The following is a 13,785-nucleotide window of genomic DNA, read 5'->3' on the forward strand; positions in this document are numbered from 1 at the left end:
CTCTTCGTTCTCGTGGATGGGTGGTGCCGCGGTACGGCGGGCGGTGCGGGCGGTACGGTCACTCGCCGGGGCGGTCGGCCTTGTCGACCCCGTCCCAGACGTTCGAGTACCAGGGCCGGTCGGACCCGGCCGTTCCGGTGCGGTGCCGCTCGGCGGCCCCGGCCCCGGGGTCGGTCATGATGTAGCTGATCTCGCCCGGGCGGACGAAGTGCAGGTGCTTGCGCGCCTGCTGCTCCGCGTACGCGTTGTCCTGCCAGCGGGCCTTCTCGTCGCGGAGGCGTTCGAGGCGCCGGCCCGCGGCCTCGGCGGCCCGCCGCTGCTCCGCGATCTCCGAGCGCTGGGAGACGTACTGGCGCATCGGATACGCGAGGGCGACGACCAGCGTACAGAGGACGAGCACCAGGAGCGCGGCACGGCCGGTGAGCCGGCTGCGGCGGACCTGACGGCGCGTCTGCGAGCGGTAGACGTGGGCGGCGGTCCGCTCGCCGAGCTGCTTGAGCCTGGTCGCGGTGGAGAAGGTGGAGAACCGATCCCGGTTCCCGGCCATTGATCCCGCCTCCCCTATGTCCCTCTGTCTCCAGGTGCGTGGTACGCGCTACGCAATACGTCCCCGCACACGGTACGGGACCGAGTGCGGGGACGTACGGAGGCCAGCCCCGGAGGGGCTGCCGTGATTAGCCCTTGAAGCGCGGGAAGGCGCTGCGGCCGGCGTACACGGCGGCGTCGTCGAGGATCTCCTCGATGCGCAGCAGCTGGTTGTACTTGGCGACGCGGTCCGAGCGGGCCGGGGCGCCGGTCTTGATCTGACCGCAGTTCACGGCGACGGCGAGGTCGGCGATGGTGACGTCCTCGGTCTCGCCGGAGCGGTGCGACATCATGCACTTGAAGCCGTTGCGCTGGGCCATCTCGACGGCGTCGAGGGTCTCGGTCAGCGAACCGATCTGGTTCACCTTCACGAGCAGGGCGTTCGCGGAGCCCTCCTCGATGCCGCGGGCCAGGCGCTCCGGGTTGGTGACGAAGAGGTCGTCGCCGACGATCTGGACCTTGGAGCCCAGCTTGTCGGTGATGACCTTCCAGCCGGCCCAGTCGTCCTCGTACAGCGGGTCCTCGATGGAGACGAGCGGGTACGCGGAGACGAGCTCCTCGTAGTACTCGGTCATCTCGGCGGCCGAGCGGGACTGGCCCTCGAACTCGTACTTGCCGTCCTTGTAGAACTCGGACGCGGCGACGTCGAGCGCGAGCGCGATGTCCTTGCCCGGGGTGTAGCCGGCCTGCTTGATGGCCTCGACGATGAGGTCGAGCGCGGCGCGGTTGGACTCCAGGTTCGGGGCGAAGCCGCCCTCGTCGCCCAGGCCCGTGGAGAGGCCCTTGGTGTGCAGGACCTTCTTGAGGGTGTGGTAGACCTCGGCGCCCCAGCGCAGCGCCTCGGAGAAGGACTCCGCGCCGATCGGGGCGATCATGAACTCCTGGATGTCCACGTTGGAGTCGGCGTGCGACCCACCGTTGAGGATGTTCATCATCGGAACGGGCAGCAGGTGCGCGTTCGGGCCGCCGAGGTAGCGGAAGAGCGGGAGGTCCGAGGCCTCGGACGCGGCGTGCGCGACGGCGAGGGACACGCCGAGGATGGCGTTGGCGCCGAGCGAGCCCTTGTTGTCGGTGGCGTCCAGGTCGAACATGGCCTGGTCGATCAGGCGCTGCTCGGTGGCGTCGTAGCCGACGAGCTCCGGGCCGATCTGCTCGATGACCGCGAGGACGGCCTTCTCGACACCCTTGCCCATGTAGCGGTTGGGGTCACCGTCGCGGAGCTCAATGGCCTCGAAGGCACCGGTGGAGGCGCCGGACGGAACTGCAGCACGGCCGGTGCTGCCATCGTCGAGGCCCACCTCGACCTCGACCGTGGGGTTGCCTCGGGAGTCCAGGATTTCCCGGGCTACGACGACGTCGATGGACGGCACGAGCATCTCCTTCTGGGATGTGACGCTGGGTGTGCGGTGGCATGTCGGGCCGTGGGATGGCCCCGCCGACTAGAGCCTAACCGGATCCGGGCACTCGGCCTGCCGACCGCCCGCCTCCTGGGACGAAAAAGGGCCCGAATACCCGCCTTACGGGACATAGGGGCCTTGACCGCCGGCACAGAGGAGCGGGCTGGGGCCGGTCCGGAGCCACTTCCGGGTCGGTCCGCGCCGGTCCGCGCCGGTCCGGGCCGGGCCGGATCCCGGGAAACGCCGCCGCCCGGCGCGTGAGGGGAAGACGCGCCGGGCGGTCGGGACGCCGCGGCGCCGCACGGGCGGCCGCGGTTGTTACTGCAGGATTCAGCTGAGCTTCAGCATCTGGCCCGGGAAGATCAGGTCAGCGTCCGAGACGATGTCCTTGTTGAGCTCGAAGAGCTTCTCCCAGCCGCCCTTGACGCCGTTGGCCTCGGCGATGGTGCCCAGGGTGTCGCCGGACTTGACCTCGTACGAGCCGTTGCCGGTCTTGACGGCCGGGGCCTCGGCGCGCTCGGAGCGGGTGACCGGCGCGGGGGTCTCGCGCTTGGTCTCCTTCTTCGGCTCGGTCTTCTTCGGCTGGGTCTTCTTGGTCTCGGTCTTCGTCTCCGTCTTCTTCGGGGTGTCGGTCGTACCACCACCGGTGTAAGAGGAGTTGGAGAGGCCGACGCCGCAGGACGGCCACGCGCCCTTGCCCTGGCCCTTGAGGACCTTCTCGGCGATGGCTATCTGCTGCGACTTGGAGGCCTGGTTGGCCTGCGCGGCGTACGCCTTGCCGCCGTACGCGGCCCACGTGGAGGACGAGAACTGCAGGCCGCCGTAGTAGCCGTTGCCCGTGTTGATGGACCAGTTGCCGCCGGACTCGCACTGCGCGACGCGGTCCCACTCACCGGCGGTGGCGGCGGAGGCCGATCCGGCCGCCATCAGGGGGGCGGCGACGACGACACCGGTGACACCGGCGAGCGTGACGATGCGAGCGGCCTTGGAGGCGCGGCGGTGCTTGCCCTTGCCGGAAATCAGCATGGAGTTCTCCTCACCGACGCCTACGAGGTGAGCTGTCGGGTTCGGGCTGATGAGTGCCCGGCCGTGCGACTGGCGCACGACTTAACCCCTAGCCGGTTCCCCGGCCGTCTCTCAACGGCCGCTCCCGGCGCCTACCTTGGTTCCCCCGCTCCTGCCTTCGGCGCTTGACGCGACGACTGTTCCCTCCGTCCGCCGGCAGGATTCGGCGATGCGGTCGAAGGAGCCCGCGGTGGCGGGCGACTCAGAAGGTAGACAGGTCTCTCCCCGATGTTCAACGAGGAACACCGGGGAGAAACGGCCCCTACTTGCCCTCCCCCCACCAGCGTTTGCGCAGGTGAGGGCGGGGTTTGCGGAAGGCTCCAGGCGGGACACGCCAGTTGACCGGAAGAGACACATGTCTCACTTGCAGATAACGGACATTCAGCCTTTTCCGGGTGTCCGAAGTGCCGTTATTTCTAACTTAGATCCAGATTCTGACCGGGCTTGATCAGATTGGCGTCATCGCCGATGACCTGCTCGTTGGCCTGGTAGAGCGCGTTCCAGCCGCCCTTGACCCCCTTGGCAGACGCGATCGTGGCCAGGCTGTCGCCCGCCCGGACCGTGTACGAGGGATCCGACGCCGCGTCAGACGCGGCGGGCAGCTCAAGAGCGGGCGTACCGCGGTGCTTGCCGGTGCCGGAGGGGTCCGGGATGCCGGCCGGGTCGGTGGTGGCGCCCGGGGTGCCCGGGGCCGAGGGGGTGCCGGGAGCGGTCGGGTCGGCCGGATCGACCGGAGCCGTCGGGTCCGTCGGGCTCCCGGGCGTGCTCGGGCTCCCCGGGGCCGTCGGGTCGGCGGGCGCGGTCGGGGTGCCCGGGGTCGTCGGGTCGCCGGGGGTGCCCGGGAGCACCGGGGCGCTCGGCGAGGTGGACGGCGCGTCCGGGTCGGGCATGACGGGCAGTCCGCTGTTGGGCGCGAGCGGCGCCGGCGGAAGCGTGAAGACCGGGGCCGGAGCCGGGGTGGGGGCGCCGAAGTCCCGCGCCTTCGCGCCGGAGCCGCCGGCCGGGACCGAGTCGTCGGGGCGCGAGGGGCTCGGGGCGATCGGGCCGAGCGTGCCGGGCAGGCCCGGGTCCACGGCCGCCGCGGGGCCCTGCTGGGTCAGTCCGGCCGACTCCGAGCAGTGCCCGAAGGCCTGGGCGCCCTGGGTGCCCAGCACGCGCTCGGCGACGGCGATCTGCTGCGAGCGGCTCGCGAGGTCGGGGCGCTCGGCGAATTCGAGGCCGCCAGAAGCGTTCCACTGCTCCTGCGTGAACGAAAGTCCGCCGTAGGACCCGCTGCCGGAGTTGGCGCTCCAGGAGCCGCCGCTCTCGCACTCGGCGACCTTGTCCCACGTGGAGGTGTCTGCTGCGCTCGCGCCGGTGGCGGCGAGCAGCGGCAGGGCCAACGCGGAACCGGTCACTCCGGCGGTGACGACTATCGCGGGTACCTGGCGGGGGCGTCTGTGGCGGCCGTTCCCGGAACGCATGAGCTGCACCTTTCGCATAACGGCTGGGTAACGGCAGAACCTAGCCTTCTTAGCACGTCAGTAACAACTCTTGCCGGGGGCTGACTTACGGTCAGGGAGCGTTCAGGGGTTTCGGGGTGTGAACGTGACGGGAAGAGTGCGCAGGCCACGCATGATCAGACCCCCGCGCCAGCGAAGGTCGTTGGGCGGAACTGCGAGTTCCAGATCCGGCAGACGCGTCAGCAAAGTCGCAAGCGCCGTCTGTCCCTCAAGTCGTGCGAGCGGAGCACCCAGGCAGTAGTGGATGCCGTGCCCGTATCCGAGGTGCTGGTTGTCGGTGCGGGAGAGGTCGAGGGTGTCCGGATCGGCGAACCGCTCGGGGTCCCGGTCGGCCGCGGCGAGGACGACGAGCACCGGATCGCCGGCCGCGACGTCCCGGCCGCCGAGGGTCAGCGGCTCGGTGGCGAACCGCCAGGTGGCCAGCTCCACGGGGCCGTCGTAGCGCAGCAGTTCCTCGATGCCGGTCTCCAGCAGAGCGGTCTCGCCGGCGGCGAGGGAATCCTGGAGGCGGGTGCGCTGGCCGGGGTTCATGAAGAGGGAGTGGACGCCGTTGCCGATGAGGTTGACAGTCGTCTCAAATCCGGCGAACAGCAAGATAAAGGCCATCGCCGTGGCCTCGGCCTCGGTCAGGTGGTCTCCGTGGTCACTCGCGCGGATCAGGTCCGAAATCAGGTCATTGCCCAGATCATCCCGTTTGCGGTGGATGAGTTCACCGAGATAGGTCCGCATCTGCTTCACGGAACGGGCGACCCCGCCGCGCGGGCCGCCGCCGTGCCGGATCATCATCCCGGCCCAGTCCCGGAAGTCGTCCTGGTCCTCGCGCGGTACGCCGAGCATCTCGCAGATGGCGTAGATGGGGAGCGGGAACGCGAACTCGTGGATGAGGTCCGCTTCCCCCCTGCTCGCGAACTGCTCGATGAGGTGGTCGGTCAGCTCCTGCACCCGCGGGGTGAACTCGGCCACCCTGCGCGGGGTGAACGCCTTCGACACCAGCCGCCGCAGCCGGGTGTGGTCCGGCGGATCGATGTTGAGCAGGTGCGTCATCAGCTCCGCCTTGCGCTCCCCCGGGATCCCGGTCTTGCCCTTGGCGTGCGCCGGCTCCGCGTGGTGCGCCGGGTTCTTGCTGAGCCGCTGGTCGGCGAGGGCCTGGCGGGCGTCGGCGTACCGGGTGACCAGCCAGGCCTCGACCCCGCTCGGGAGCTTGGTGCGGTGTACCGGGGAGTGCTCGCGCAGCCAGGCGTACGCCGGGTACGGATCGGTCGCGAACTCCCAGTCGAACAGGGTCGGGCCCTGGGGAGGAGCGCTGTCTTCGGGGACTTCGGAGGCTGCGGGGGTCGGCTCATGCACCCGCTGACCGTATCCCGCGCGCCCGCCGCCATCCCATATGGGTGGTTCGCCGCGGCTGTCCGTAGATCCGCCATCGCTTGACCTCACGTTCCCCGGCGTTCCTACTTTCGGTTTTGTGGATGTGAGGATCTTGAAGAGCAGCTTCGCGGTGGTGGAGAGAAGGGCCGAGCACGCGGTCAAGTACTTCTACTCCCACCTCTTCTGGCACAACCCCGGGATCCGTGAGCTCTTCCCGGCCTCCGCCGAGGACATGGAACGCCAGCGCGACCGGCTCTTCGCCGCGCTGACCCACGTGGTCGCCCACCTCGGCGACGAGAGCCTGCTCCCCTATCTCCACGACCTCGGCCGCGACCACCGCAAGTTCCTCGCCGGCCCCGAGCACTACGCGGCCCTCGGCACCAGCCTGCTCGCCGCCCTCGCCCGGACCTGCGGCGAGTCCTGGAACCCGACCGTGGAGAAGGCCTGGTCCGAGGCGTACCAGGTGATCGCCGACGCCATGATGGCCGGAGCCGCCGCGAGCGAGGACCCGCCGTGGTGGGAGGCCGAGATCGTGCGCCACCTCCAGTACGGGCAGGACATAGGGGTACTGACCCTGCGCCCGCACGCCCCTTTCCCCCACCTCCCCGGCCAGTACGCGAGCGTGAGCAGCGAACGGGTCCCCAGGACCTGGCGCACGTACTCCATCGGGAACGCCCCGCGCCCCGACGGCACGCTCGACCTGCACGTCAGCCGCGTCGAGGGCGGCCGGCTCAGCACCGCCCTGGTCCGCGAGGCCCGGCCCGGCGAGATGCTGCGGATCGGCGCCGCCGGCGGGCAGCTGACGCTGCGCCGCGCCGACCGCCCGGTCAGCCTCATCGCGGCGGGCACCGGCTGGGCGCCGATCCGGGCCATGGTGGAGGAGCTCGCCGGGCAGCCCCCCGACCGGGACGTACGGCTCTTCGTCGTCGCCCGGGACGCCGCGTACCTGTACGACCGCCCGCTGATCGACGAGTACGCCGCCGCCTTCGGCTGGCTCGGCGTCACCTACATCACGCCCGCCCCCGGGCAGCACCGCAACCAGGCCACCGGGCGGCTCGCGACCGCGCTCGGGCACCGGGCCATGTGGCCCGAGCAGGACGTCTACCTCAGCGGGCCGACGCCGTTCGTCGAGCAGACCGTGCACGTACTGAAGGAGCTGGGCGCCCTGCCGGGCCGGATCTTCCACGACTCCGTGCCCGCCGCCGGCACCGGCCACGGCCCGAACGGCCGGCCCCTGGGCTTCGGCGAGTGGTTCCTCGGCCGCCCCGAGCCGCACTGGCACAACCCGTCGGGCCGCGCCCCCCGGTAAGCCCCGCCGGGGCCTACGCCCCGACGCCCTCGGCGGCCCGGATCGCGTCCCGGTAGGCGCGGGCCGCCGCGCGCAGCGCGGTCTCGGGGTCGACGCCCGCCGCCTCGGCGCGCGCCGCCAGTTCCAGCAGCTCGTACCCGATGCCCTCGCCGCGGGGAAGTTCCACGGCCATGCCGCCCGCGCGGACCCGGCCGGCGAGCTTGGCCGCGAGCGCGAGTCCGGGCTGGCCCAGCGGGATCCCGTCGGTGACCGACTCCCGCTGCTTCTCGACCGCCTTGGTGCGCTGCCAGTGCGCGCTGACCTCCTCCGGGGTCTGCGCGTCCGCGTCCCCGAAGACGTGCGGGTGCCGGTGGATCAGCTTCTCGACGAGGCCGCCGGCCACGTCGTCGATGGAGAACGGCTCGTCGGCGTCCTCCTCGGCGATCCTCGCGTGGAAGACCACCTGGAGGAGTACGTCGCCGAGCTCCTCGCGCAGCGCGTCCCGGTCCCCGTCCTCGATGGCCTCGACGAGTTCGTACGCCTCCTCCGTGGCGTACTTGACCAGGCCCTCGTGGGTCTGGCGCGAGGTCCAGGGGCATGCGCGGCGGACCCGGTCCATCACCTGCACGAGGTCGAGCAGGCGGGCGCCGGGGAGGTCGTACGAGCCGGGCAGCAGTTCGAGGTCGGGCATGTCGACGCGGCCGGAGCCGGCGAGCCTGGCCAGTCCGTCGGTGAGCCGCCGGTCGCCCTCGCCGGACGGGATCACCACGACCGTGCGGCCGCCGGCGCAGGCCTCGACCAGCTCGTGCGCGTCCGGGTCCTCGTGCGCGACCTCGACGCCCGCCTCGCGCAGGTACGGCAGCTGCGGGTGGTCCGGGTCGGCGCACAGCACCCGGTCCGCGGCGTGCAAGGTCTGCCAGGCCGGCCAGGACAGCAGGCCGGGGGCGACCCGGTGGCTCGCGGTCAGCAGGACGATCCGGCCGGCGGCCGTGGCGTCGGGGCCGGCCACGGGGGACGGGGCCGGGGCGGGCACGGCGGGGGCGGGTTCGGCGGCGTGGTCGGTCACCCTCCGAACCTACCTCCGTACGGGCGGGTCAGGCTCCGGCGGGGGCCTGCTCGGGCCGGGTCCGCTGGACGATCCAGGGGGTGTCCTGGTCGCCGAGCACGATCTGCTGCGCATCCCAGACCCCGTAGCGCGGGTTCACCTCGATGTGCAGGGCCTTCGCGGCGGCCGCGAGCTTCGAGACGGCCTTGTCCTGGCTGCCGTAGTGGTCGAAGAGCTTGTCGCGCAGCAGCTTGAAGCGGGCGTCGGCGTCGAGCTGCCCGGGCGCCAGCTGGGCCTGCTCCAGGGCCGCCGCGGCCAGCTTGTCGCTGCCGCCCGCCTTCTCCAGCTGGGCCTTGCGGAAGTCCTGGACCTCCTTCTCGCCGACGCTCACGCCCGCGTCCTCGGCGGCGCGCTCCAGCACGACGGTCTGGATCATCTTGTTGAGCTTGACGCGCTCCAGGCCGGGCGAGGACTGGATCAGCTGGGCGGCGGTGGGCCCGGCGTCGTTCTGCGCCGCGCGGACGTCCTTCACCTGGGCCTGGAGCGCGGAGGTGGTGATGCGTTCGCCGCCGACGACGGCCGCGGTACCGGGCCGGGCCTGGCCCGAGCAGGCGGTCAGCAGGGGGGCCGCCACGAGCAGGGCGGCGGAGACGGAGAGCGCAGTGCGACGGTGCAAAGGAGCCTCCAGGGCCGGGAGATTGTGCGTCGGTGCACAGGACACCCCCTAAGGGCCGTGCGGTGATCGATGGTATGCAGTCAAGCTGATCCGAGCCACTGCTTCGACCAACGATTCCCGGGGTGTTGGGGTACGCGTCTGTTGATGTCGCAGCCACCCGGCGGCAACCCTGTGGTCGACCGGCGGTGCCAAGGTCGGCCCACCATGTCGACACCGCACCGCTCGCCGCGCCGCCTGAGCCTGCGCGGCTCGGCCCTCGCCGCCCTGATCACGGTGGTGGCCGTCTGTGCCGGGGACGCGGTCGCCCGCGTGTTCCCGTACGGGCACCGCCACCGCAGCATCAACGACCTCGGCAACCAGTTCGTCCCCTTCCACGCCCACCTGTGGGACCTCCTGCACGGGCGGGCGGAGGGCGGGCTGCTGTTCAACTGGCAGTCCGGCTTCGGCACGAGCTTCCTGCCCGACTTCGGCACGTACCTCTCCAGCCCCTTCGCGGTGCTCGTCGGCCTCTTCCCGCGCGAGGACATCGACCTCGCGGTGTACGTGGTCACCGTGCTGAAGATGGCCGCGGCCGCGGCGGCGATGGCCTGGCTGCTGCGCACGCAGCGCCGCGGGCCGTGGTGGGCGGCGGGCCTGCTGGGGGCCTCGTACGCGCTGTGCGGCTGGTCGGTGATCGAGGCCTCGTACAACCCGATGTGGCTGGACGGGCTGATCGCGTTCCCGCTCCTGTGTCTGACGGGTGAATGGGCGCTGCGGGGGCGCCGGCCCGCCGCCGCCGTCCTCGTGGTGGCGCTGTGCTGGACGGCGAACTTCTACACGGCCTACATGGCGACGCTGGGCGCGGCGCTGGTGCTCCTGGTACGGGTGGTGCTGACGCGCGAGGGCGTACGGGAGCGGCTGCCGGTGCTGGTGCGCGGCGCCGGAACGACCCTGCTGGGCATCGCGGTGTCCGCACCGGTGCTGGTGCCGCTCTTCCTGAGCTCTAAACAGGCGTACCCGGGGTGGACGCGGCAGTTCGACCCGGTGCCCTGGCCGGACCTGTTCGCGCGGATCCTGCCCGCGACGTACTCCTTCTCCTCTCCCGCGCTGTTCGTGGGCACGGGGACGCTGCTGCTGGTGGCGGCCCTGCCGTTCCACGGGGCGGTGCCGGTGCGCACCCGCCTGTGGTGGGCGGGGCTGACGGCGGCCGTGCTGCTCTCCTTCCAGTGGACGCCCACGCATCTGGCCTGGCACGTCTTCGCGACCCCGAACGGGAGCCCGTACCGGCAGACGTTCGTGCTGGCCGGGGTGGCCGTGATCGCCGCGTGGACCGGGCTGGCGGCCGGGCTGCCGAAGCCGCGGGCGCTGGCGGCGGGGGCCGCGGTGCTGGCCGCGGCGGCCGTGGCGGCGAGCGGCAGCACACTGGCGACGGCCTGGGGCTTCGGGCTGTTCTGCGGCGGCCTGGCGCTGGCGGCGGTGGCCTGGTGGTCCCTGCGCCGGCGCGGGCTGGTCCTCCCGGCGGCCGGGGTGCTGGCGCTCGTACTGATCGGGCAGGCGGCCGCGACGACGGCGTTCGGGCACAAGGGCAAGCTGGGCGGGCTGGACGACTACCCCGCGTGGGGCGCGGCGCACACGGCCCGCTCCACGGCACTGGCCGGCGCCGAGGGCTGGCCCGCGTACCGCACGGACCCGAGCCGGCCGGCGCTGACGGGCAACGATCCGCTGCTGCTGGGCGGGGAGGGCGGCGCGTACTACAGCAGCCACACCCCGGACGTGTTCACGCGGACGATGGTGGCCCTCGGTGCGGGCTGGACCTCGCGCGGGCGCAACGTGCAGAGCATCGACAACCCGGTGACGGACGCGGTCTTCGCGGTCGGCGCCCGCCTGCGGCCCGACGGCACGATCAGCCGCGCGCGGGACGTCCCGCCGCTGGTCACGCTCCGCCCGCCGGGGCCCGCGCCCTCGTACGGCGCGGCCGACGGGCCCCCGTTCGCCAACCAGGAGCTGCTGCTGGGCGCCAAGGTGTACGAGGACCCCGTCGCGCCCGGGGTGTGCCGCGCGGGTACGGAGGCCTACCTGTGGGCCCCGGAGTACAACGCGACGGCCCGCCTCGCGGACGGCCGCGCCTTCCGCCTGAACGGCAACGCCCCGCGCAACCGGGCGGCCCTCCAGCCGCTCGGCGCCTCCCGGGGAGCCTCCTCGGCGCTGGTCTTCGACGCTCCGGCGCCACCGCGCTGGGCCCTGTCCTGCCTGGACCGCGCCCGCCTGGACCCGGCGGTGGCCGCCCTGCGGGCGACGGCTCCGACGGAGCTGCGGGTCGGCTCCTCGACCGTCGGCGCCACCGTCCCGGCGGGCACCACGGGCACGGTGGTCCTCTCCTCCCCGGCGATCGCGGGCTGGACCTGCAACGGCCGGCCCGCCACGCCCTACCTGGGGCTGGTCTCCGTCCCGCTGGCCCCCGGCACGACCACCGTCTCCTGCTCCTTCCGCCCCCCGGGCCTCGTCCCGGGCGCGGCGGTCGCGGCCGCGTCCCTGCTGGTCCTGGCCGGCCTGCTGCTGGCGGAGCGCCGCCGCAGGCCCACGGCCGGCCGCATCGCCGGTCCGGCCGACACCGACGCCGGGGCACCCGCGGAGCTCGCCGCGGCCGCCGCGGCCGGGGGCTGAGCCGGGGTCCTCAGCGGACCTGGCTGAGCCAGTGGAGGGTGCGGCGGACCTCCGCCGAGAAGGGGTGCGCCGGGCCGTGGACGCGGTCCGCGTCGAACAGCAGCCGGACCAGGGTGTCGTGGGCCGCCGGCCGGTCGCCGAGGGAGAGCAGCAGCTGGGCTATCCGGCGGCGGACCTCCAGCGGGAGGCCGGGGTCCGGGTTGGCGTAGTGGTTCTCGAACAGCGGGAGCAGCGAGCGGTATTCGGCCAGGGCCGCTCCCGGCGCGTCGAGCTGTTCCAGGCACTGCGCCGCGTCGTAGCGGAAGCGCAGGGACTGCGGGTCTCCGGCCGGGAACTCGTCGGCGAGGCGGCGCAGTTCGGGCAGGGCGCGGCGGTACTGGCCGTCGTCCATCAGGGTGGCCGCGTACTGCTTGCGCAGCGAGCGGACCACCGTGGAGTGTTCGCCGTGCTCGGCCGCCGCGGCCGGCAGGATCCCGCCGAGGATGTCCACGGCCTGGGTGAGGCGGCCCTGCTCCAGGAGGCTGCGGGCCTCGTCCACCGCGGCCGGGATGTCCGGCTTGGGCGGCGGCTGCGGCGTGGGCGGTGAGGTGGGCTGCGGCGGGATGGTGGTGGCGCGGTCCGGCCAGGGGGCGTGCGGGCGCAGGAAGGGGCGGGTCGGGTCGAGCGCGCCCACCGGGGTGCCCTGCTTGGGCAGCAGCGAGGTCAGCGACTCGTACACGTGCTGCGCGGAGGCCGGCCGGTCCTGCGGGTCCTTCGCCAGGAGGTGCAGCAGGACCGCCTCCAGCTGGTGCGGGATCTCCGGGCGCAGCCGGCGCACCGGGACCGGCGGCTCGTACAGGTGGCGGTGCAGGACGCCGAGCGCGGTGGACCCGGCGAACGGGACGTTGCCGCTGAGGAGTTCGTACAGCAGGACACCGAGGGCGTAGAGGTCGGTGTACGGGCCGACGGCGCCGCCCATCGCCTGTTCGGGCGCCATGTACGCCGGGCTGCCGATCGGGGTGCCGGTGCTGGTGAGGCGGGTGGTGTCGGTGTCCATCACCGAGGCGACGCCGAGGTCCAGGACCAGGACGGTGCCGTCCGGGCGGACCATCACGTTGCGCGGCTTCAGGTCGCGGTGCACGATCGGCACCGCGTGCACGGCCGACAGCACCCCGCACAGCTGCGCGATCACGGCGACCGCCCACGGCCAGGGGTACGGGTCGTGCTGCGCGAGGTGGTCGGCGAGGTCGGTGCCCTCGACGTAGCCCATGACGAGGAACAGCTCGTCGCCGTCGCTGCCCGCGTCGTGGACCGTCACCAGGCCCGGGTGGTCCACCTGCGCCGTGACCCGGCACTCGCGCACGAAGCGGCGGCGCAGCTCGTCGGCGACGGAGCCGGGGCCGGCCACCTTGTCGGGGCGCAGCAGCTTGACGGCGACGCGGCGGTCCAGCCGCTGGTCGTACGCCGTCCAGACCTGGCCCATGCCGCCCTGTCCCAGGATGGAGGCCAGCCGGTAGCGCTCGCCGATGATCCGGTCGTCCTCGGTCACCGGGCCGGGCCCTCACCGTCGTTGCCCGGGGCGTGCGGGTACGGGTTCGGGTTCGCCTGCGGGTTGGGGCCCGGGTGCGGGTGCGGCGTCTGCTTGCGCAGCAGTTCGCTCAGCTCGTCGAGCTCGGCGCGGACCTGCCCGATCCGCGGCGGGGCGGCAGGGCCGGGAGCGGGGGCCGGAGTCGGCGTGGGCGTCTGCTGCTGCACCGGCGGGTACCCGTACGCCGGGCGCTGCGGCTGCTGCTGCGGTACGTACGGCGCGGGCTGCGCCGGGTACCAGGGGGCGGTCATGGCCGCCGCCCGCGCCGCCGAGTGGTGCTGGATGTCGGCGACGAGGAAGTACACGCAGGTCACGAACCCGGTGATGATGACGCCGAAGGCGCCCGTATTGCCCTGCCAGCCGTTGGTCTCGGGCGTCGGGTCGGCGCCGATCAGCGCGATCCAGGCGACGGTGAGCACGCAGTTGACGGCCAGCAGCCACCAGTCCCGGGGCTTGCGGGTGACGACCGCGAGCCGCAGCATCGTGCCCCAGCCCAGGAAGCCGCAGCTCAGGACGGGCAGCAGGGCGAACAGCACGCGCAGTGCCACGACTCCCCCGGTACTGGGCTGGGGGCCTTGCTGCGGCGGGAGGCCGGGGCCGTGCATCGCTGCTCCTGACGGACCGTGTCGACGAAGTTTCGGGTCTGAGCGTA

General features: G+C 72.8%; 11 protein-coding genes and 1 riboswitch. Of the genes, 2 read left to right on the forward strand and 9 right to left on the reverse strand.

From position 1 onward, the window contains the following. Positions 1–58: 58 nt before the first annotated feature. The 5 genes from ADK52_RS02760 to ADK52_RS02780 form a co-directional block, all read right to left on the reverse strand. A complete protein-coding gene (locus tag ADK52_RS02760) occupies positions 59–547 on the reverse strand; it encodes an FtsB family cell division protein (RefSeq protein WP_030156499.1) in 489 nt (162 codons plus the stop codon). Between the two features lie 127 nt (positions 548–674). Next, on the reverse strand, positions 675–1,961 hold the full coding sequence (gene eno, locus ADK52_RS02765) for a phosphopyruvate hydratase (protein WP_053688163.1): 1,287 nt from the start codon (positions 1,959–1,961) through the stop codon (positions 675–677). Positions 1,962–2,312: 351 nt separating this feature from the next. Next, complete coding sequence (locus ADK52_RS02770) at positions 2,313–3,008, reverse strand: transglycosylase family protein (RefSeq protein WP_053688164.1); 696 nt, start codon at positions 3,006–3,008, stop codon at positions 2,313–2,315. A 2-nt stretch (positions 3,009–3,010) separates the two neighbouring features. Next, a riboswitch (cyclic di-AMP (ydaO/yuaA leader) is annotated at positions 3,011–3,181 on the reverse strand. 282 nt (positions 3,182–3,463) lie between these two features. Then, complete coding sequence (locus ADK52_RS02775) at positions 3,464–4,510, reverse strand: LysM peptidoglycan-binding domain-containing protein (RefSeq protein ID WP_053688165.1); 1,047 nt, start codon at positions 4,508–4,510, stop codon at positions 3,464–3,466. A 102-nt stretch (positions 4,511–4,612) separates the two neighbouring features. Further along, the gene (locus ADK52_RS02780) at positions 4,613–5,896 is read right to left on the reverse strand and encodes a cytochrome P450 (protein WP_053688166.1); all 1,284 of its coding nucleotides are present in this window, start codon (positions 5,894–5,896) and stop codon (positions 4,613–4,615) included. A 121-nt stretch (positions 5,897–6,017) separates the two neighbouring features. Here ADK52_RS02780 and ADK52_RS02785 point away from each other — a divergent pair, with 121 nt between their 5' ends. Beyond that, entirely contained in the window at positions 6,018–7,223 is a 1,206-nt protein-coding gene (locus ADK52_RS02785; protein ID WP_234343278.1) for a globin domain-containing protein, read from the forward strand. 13 nt (positions 7,224–7,236) lie between these two features. Here ADK52_RS02785 and ADK52_RS02790 read toward each other — a convergent pair whose 3' ends face one another. Next, on the reverse strand, positions 7,237–8,235 hold the full coding sequence (locus ADK52_RS02790; protein WP_053688263.1) for a nucleoside triphosphate pyrophosphohydrolase: 999 nt from the start codon (positions 8,233–8,235) through the stop codon (positions 7,237–7,239). Between the two features lie 61 nt (positions 8,236–8,296). Beyond that, positions 8,297–8,923 (reverse strand): SurA N-terminal domain-containing protein, encoded by a 627-nt coding sequence (locus ADK52_RS02795; protein ID WP_053688168.1) that lies wholly within the window; start codon positions 8,921–8,923, stop codon positions 8,297–8,299. A gap of 204 nt (positions 8,924–9,127) precedes the next feature. Here ADK52_RS02795 and ADK52_RS02800 point away from each other — a divergent pair, with 204 nt between their 5' ends. Next, the gene (locus ADK52_RS02800) at positions 9,128–11,566 is read left to right on the forward strand and encodes a YfhO family protein (RefSeq protein WP_053688169.1); all 2,439 of its coding nucleotides are present in this window, start codon (positions 9,128–9,130) and stop codon (positions 11,564–11,566) included. A 10-nt stretch (positions 11,567–11,576) separates the two neighbouring features. On the opposite strand, the gene ADK52_RS02805 is transcribed toward ADK52_RS02800, so the two are convergent. Next, on the reverse strand, positions 11,577–13,094 hold the full coding sequence (locus tag ADK52_RS02805; protein WP_324615870.1) for a serine/threonine-protein kinase: 1,518 nt from the start codon (positions 13,092–13,094) through the stop codon (positions 11,577–11,579). Then, entirely contained in the window at positions 13,091–13,681 is a 591-nt protein-coding gene (locus ADK52_RS02810; protein WP_053688265.1) for a hypothetical protein, read from the reverse strand. The genes ADK52_RS02805 and ADK52_RS02810 overlap by 4 nt, the downstream gene beginning before the upstream one ends. Between the last annotated feature and the right edge of the window lie 104 nt (positions 13,682–13,785).

Source organism: Streptomyces sp. WM6372 (genome assembly GCF_001279655.1).
In the GTDB taxonomy this organism is placed as follows: domain Bacteria; phylum Actinomycetota; class Actinomycetes; order Streptomycetales; family Streptomycetaceae; genus Streptomyces.

Coding starts and splice junctions, on each gene's coding strand:
- ADK52_RS02760 (WP_030156499.1), bottom strand. CDS start 547: ATGGCCGGGAACCGGGATCGGTTCTCCACCTTCTCCACCGCGACCAGG.
- eno (WP_053688163.1), bottom strand. CDS start 1,961: ATGCTCGTGCCGTCCATCGACGTCGTCGTAGCCCGGGAAATCCTGGAC.
- ADK52_RS02770 (WP_053688164.1), bottom strand. CDS start 3,008: ATGCTGATTTCCGGCAAGGGCAAGCACCGCCGCGCCTCCAAGGCCGCT.
- ADK52_RS02775 (WP_053688165.1), bottom strand. CDS start 4,510: ATGCGTTCCGGGAACGGCCGCCACAGACGCCCCCGCCAGGTACCCGCG.
- ADK52_RS02800 (WP_053688169.1), top strand. CDS start 9,128: ATGTCGACACCGCACCGCTCGCCGCGCCGCCTGAGCCTGCGCGGCTCG.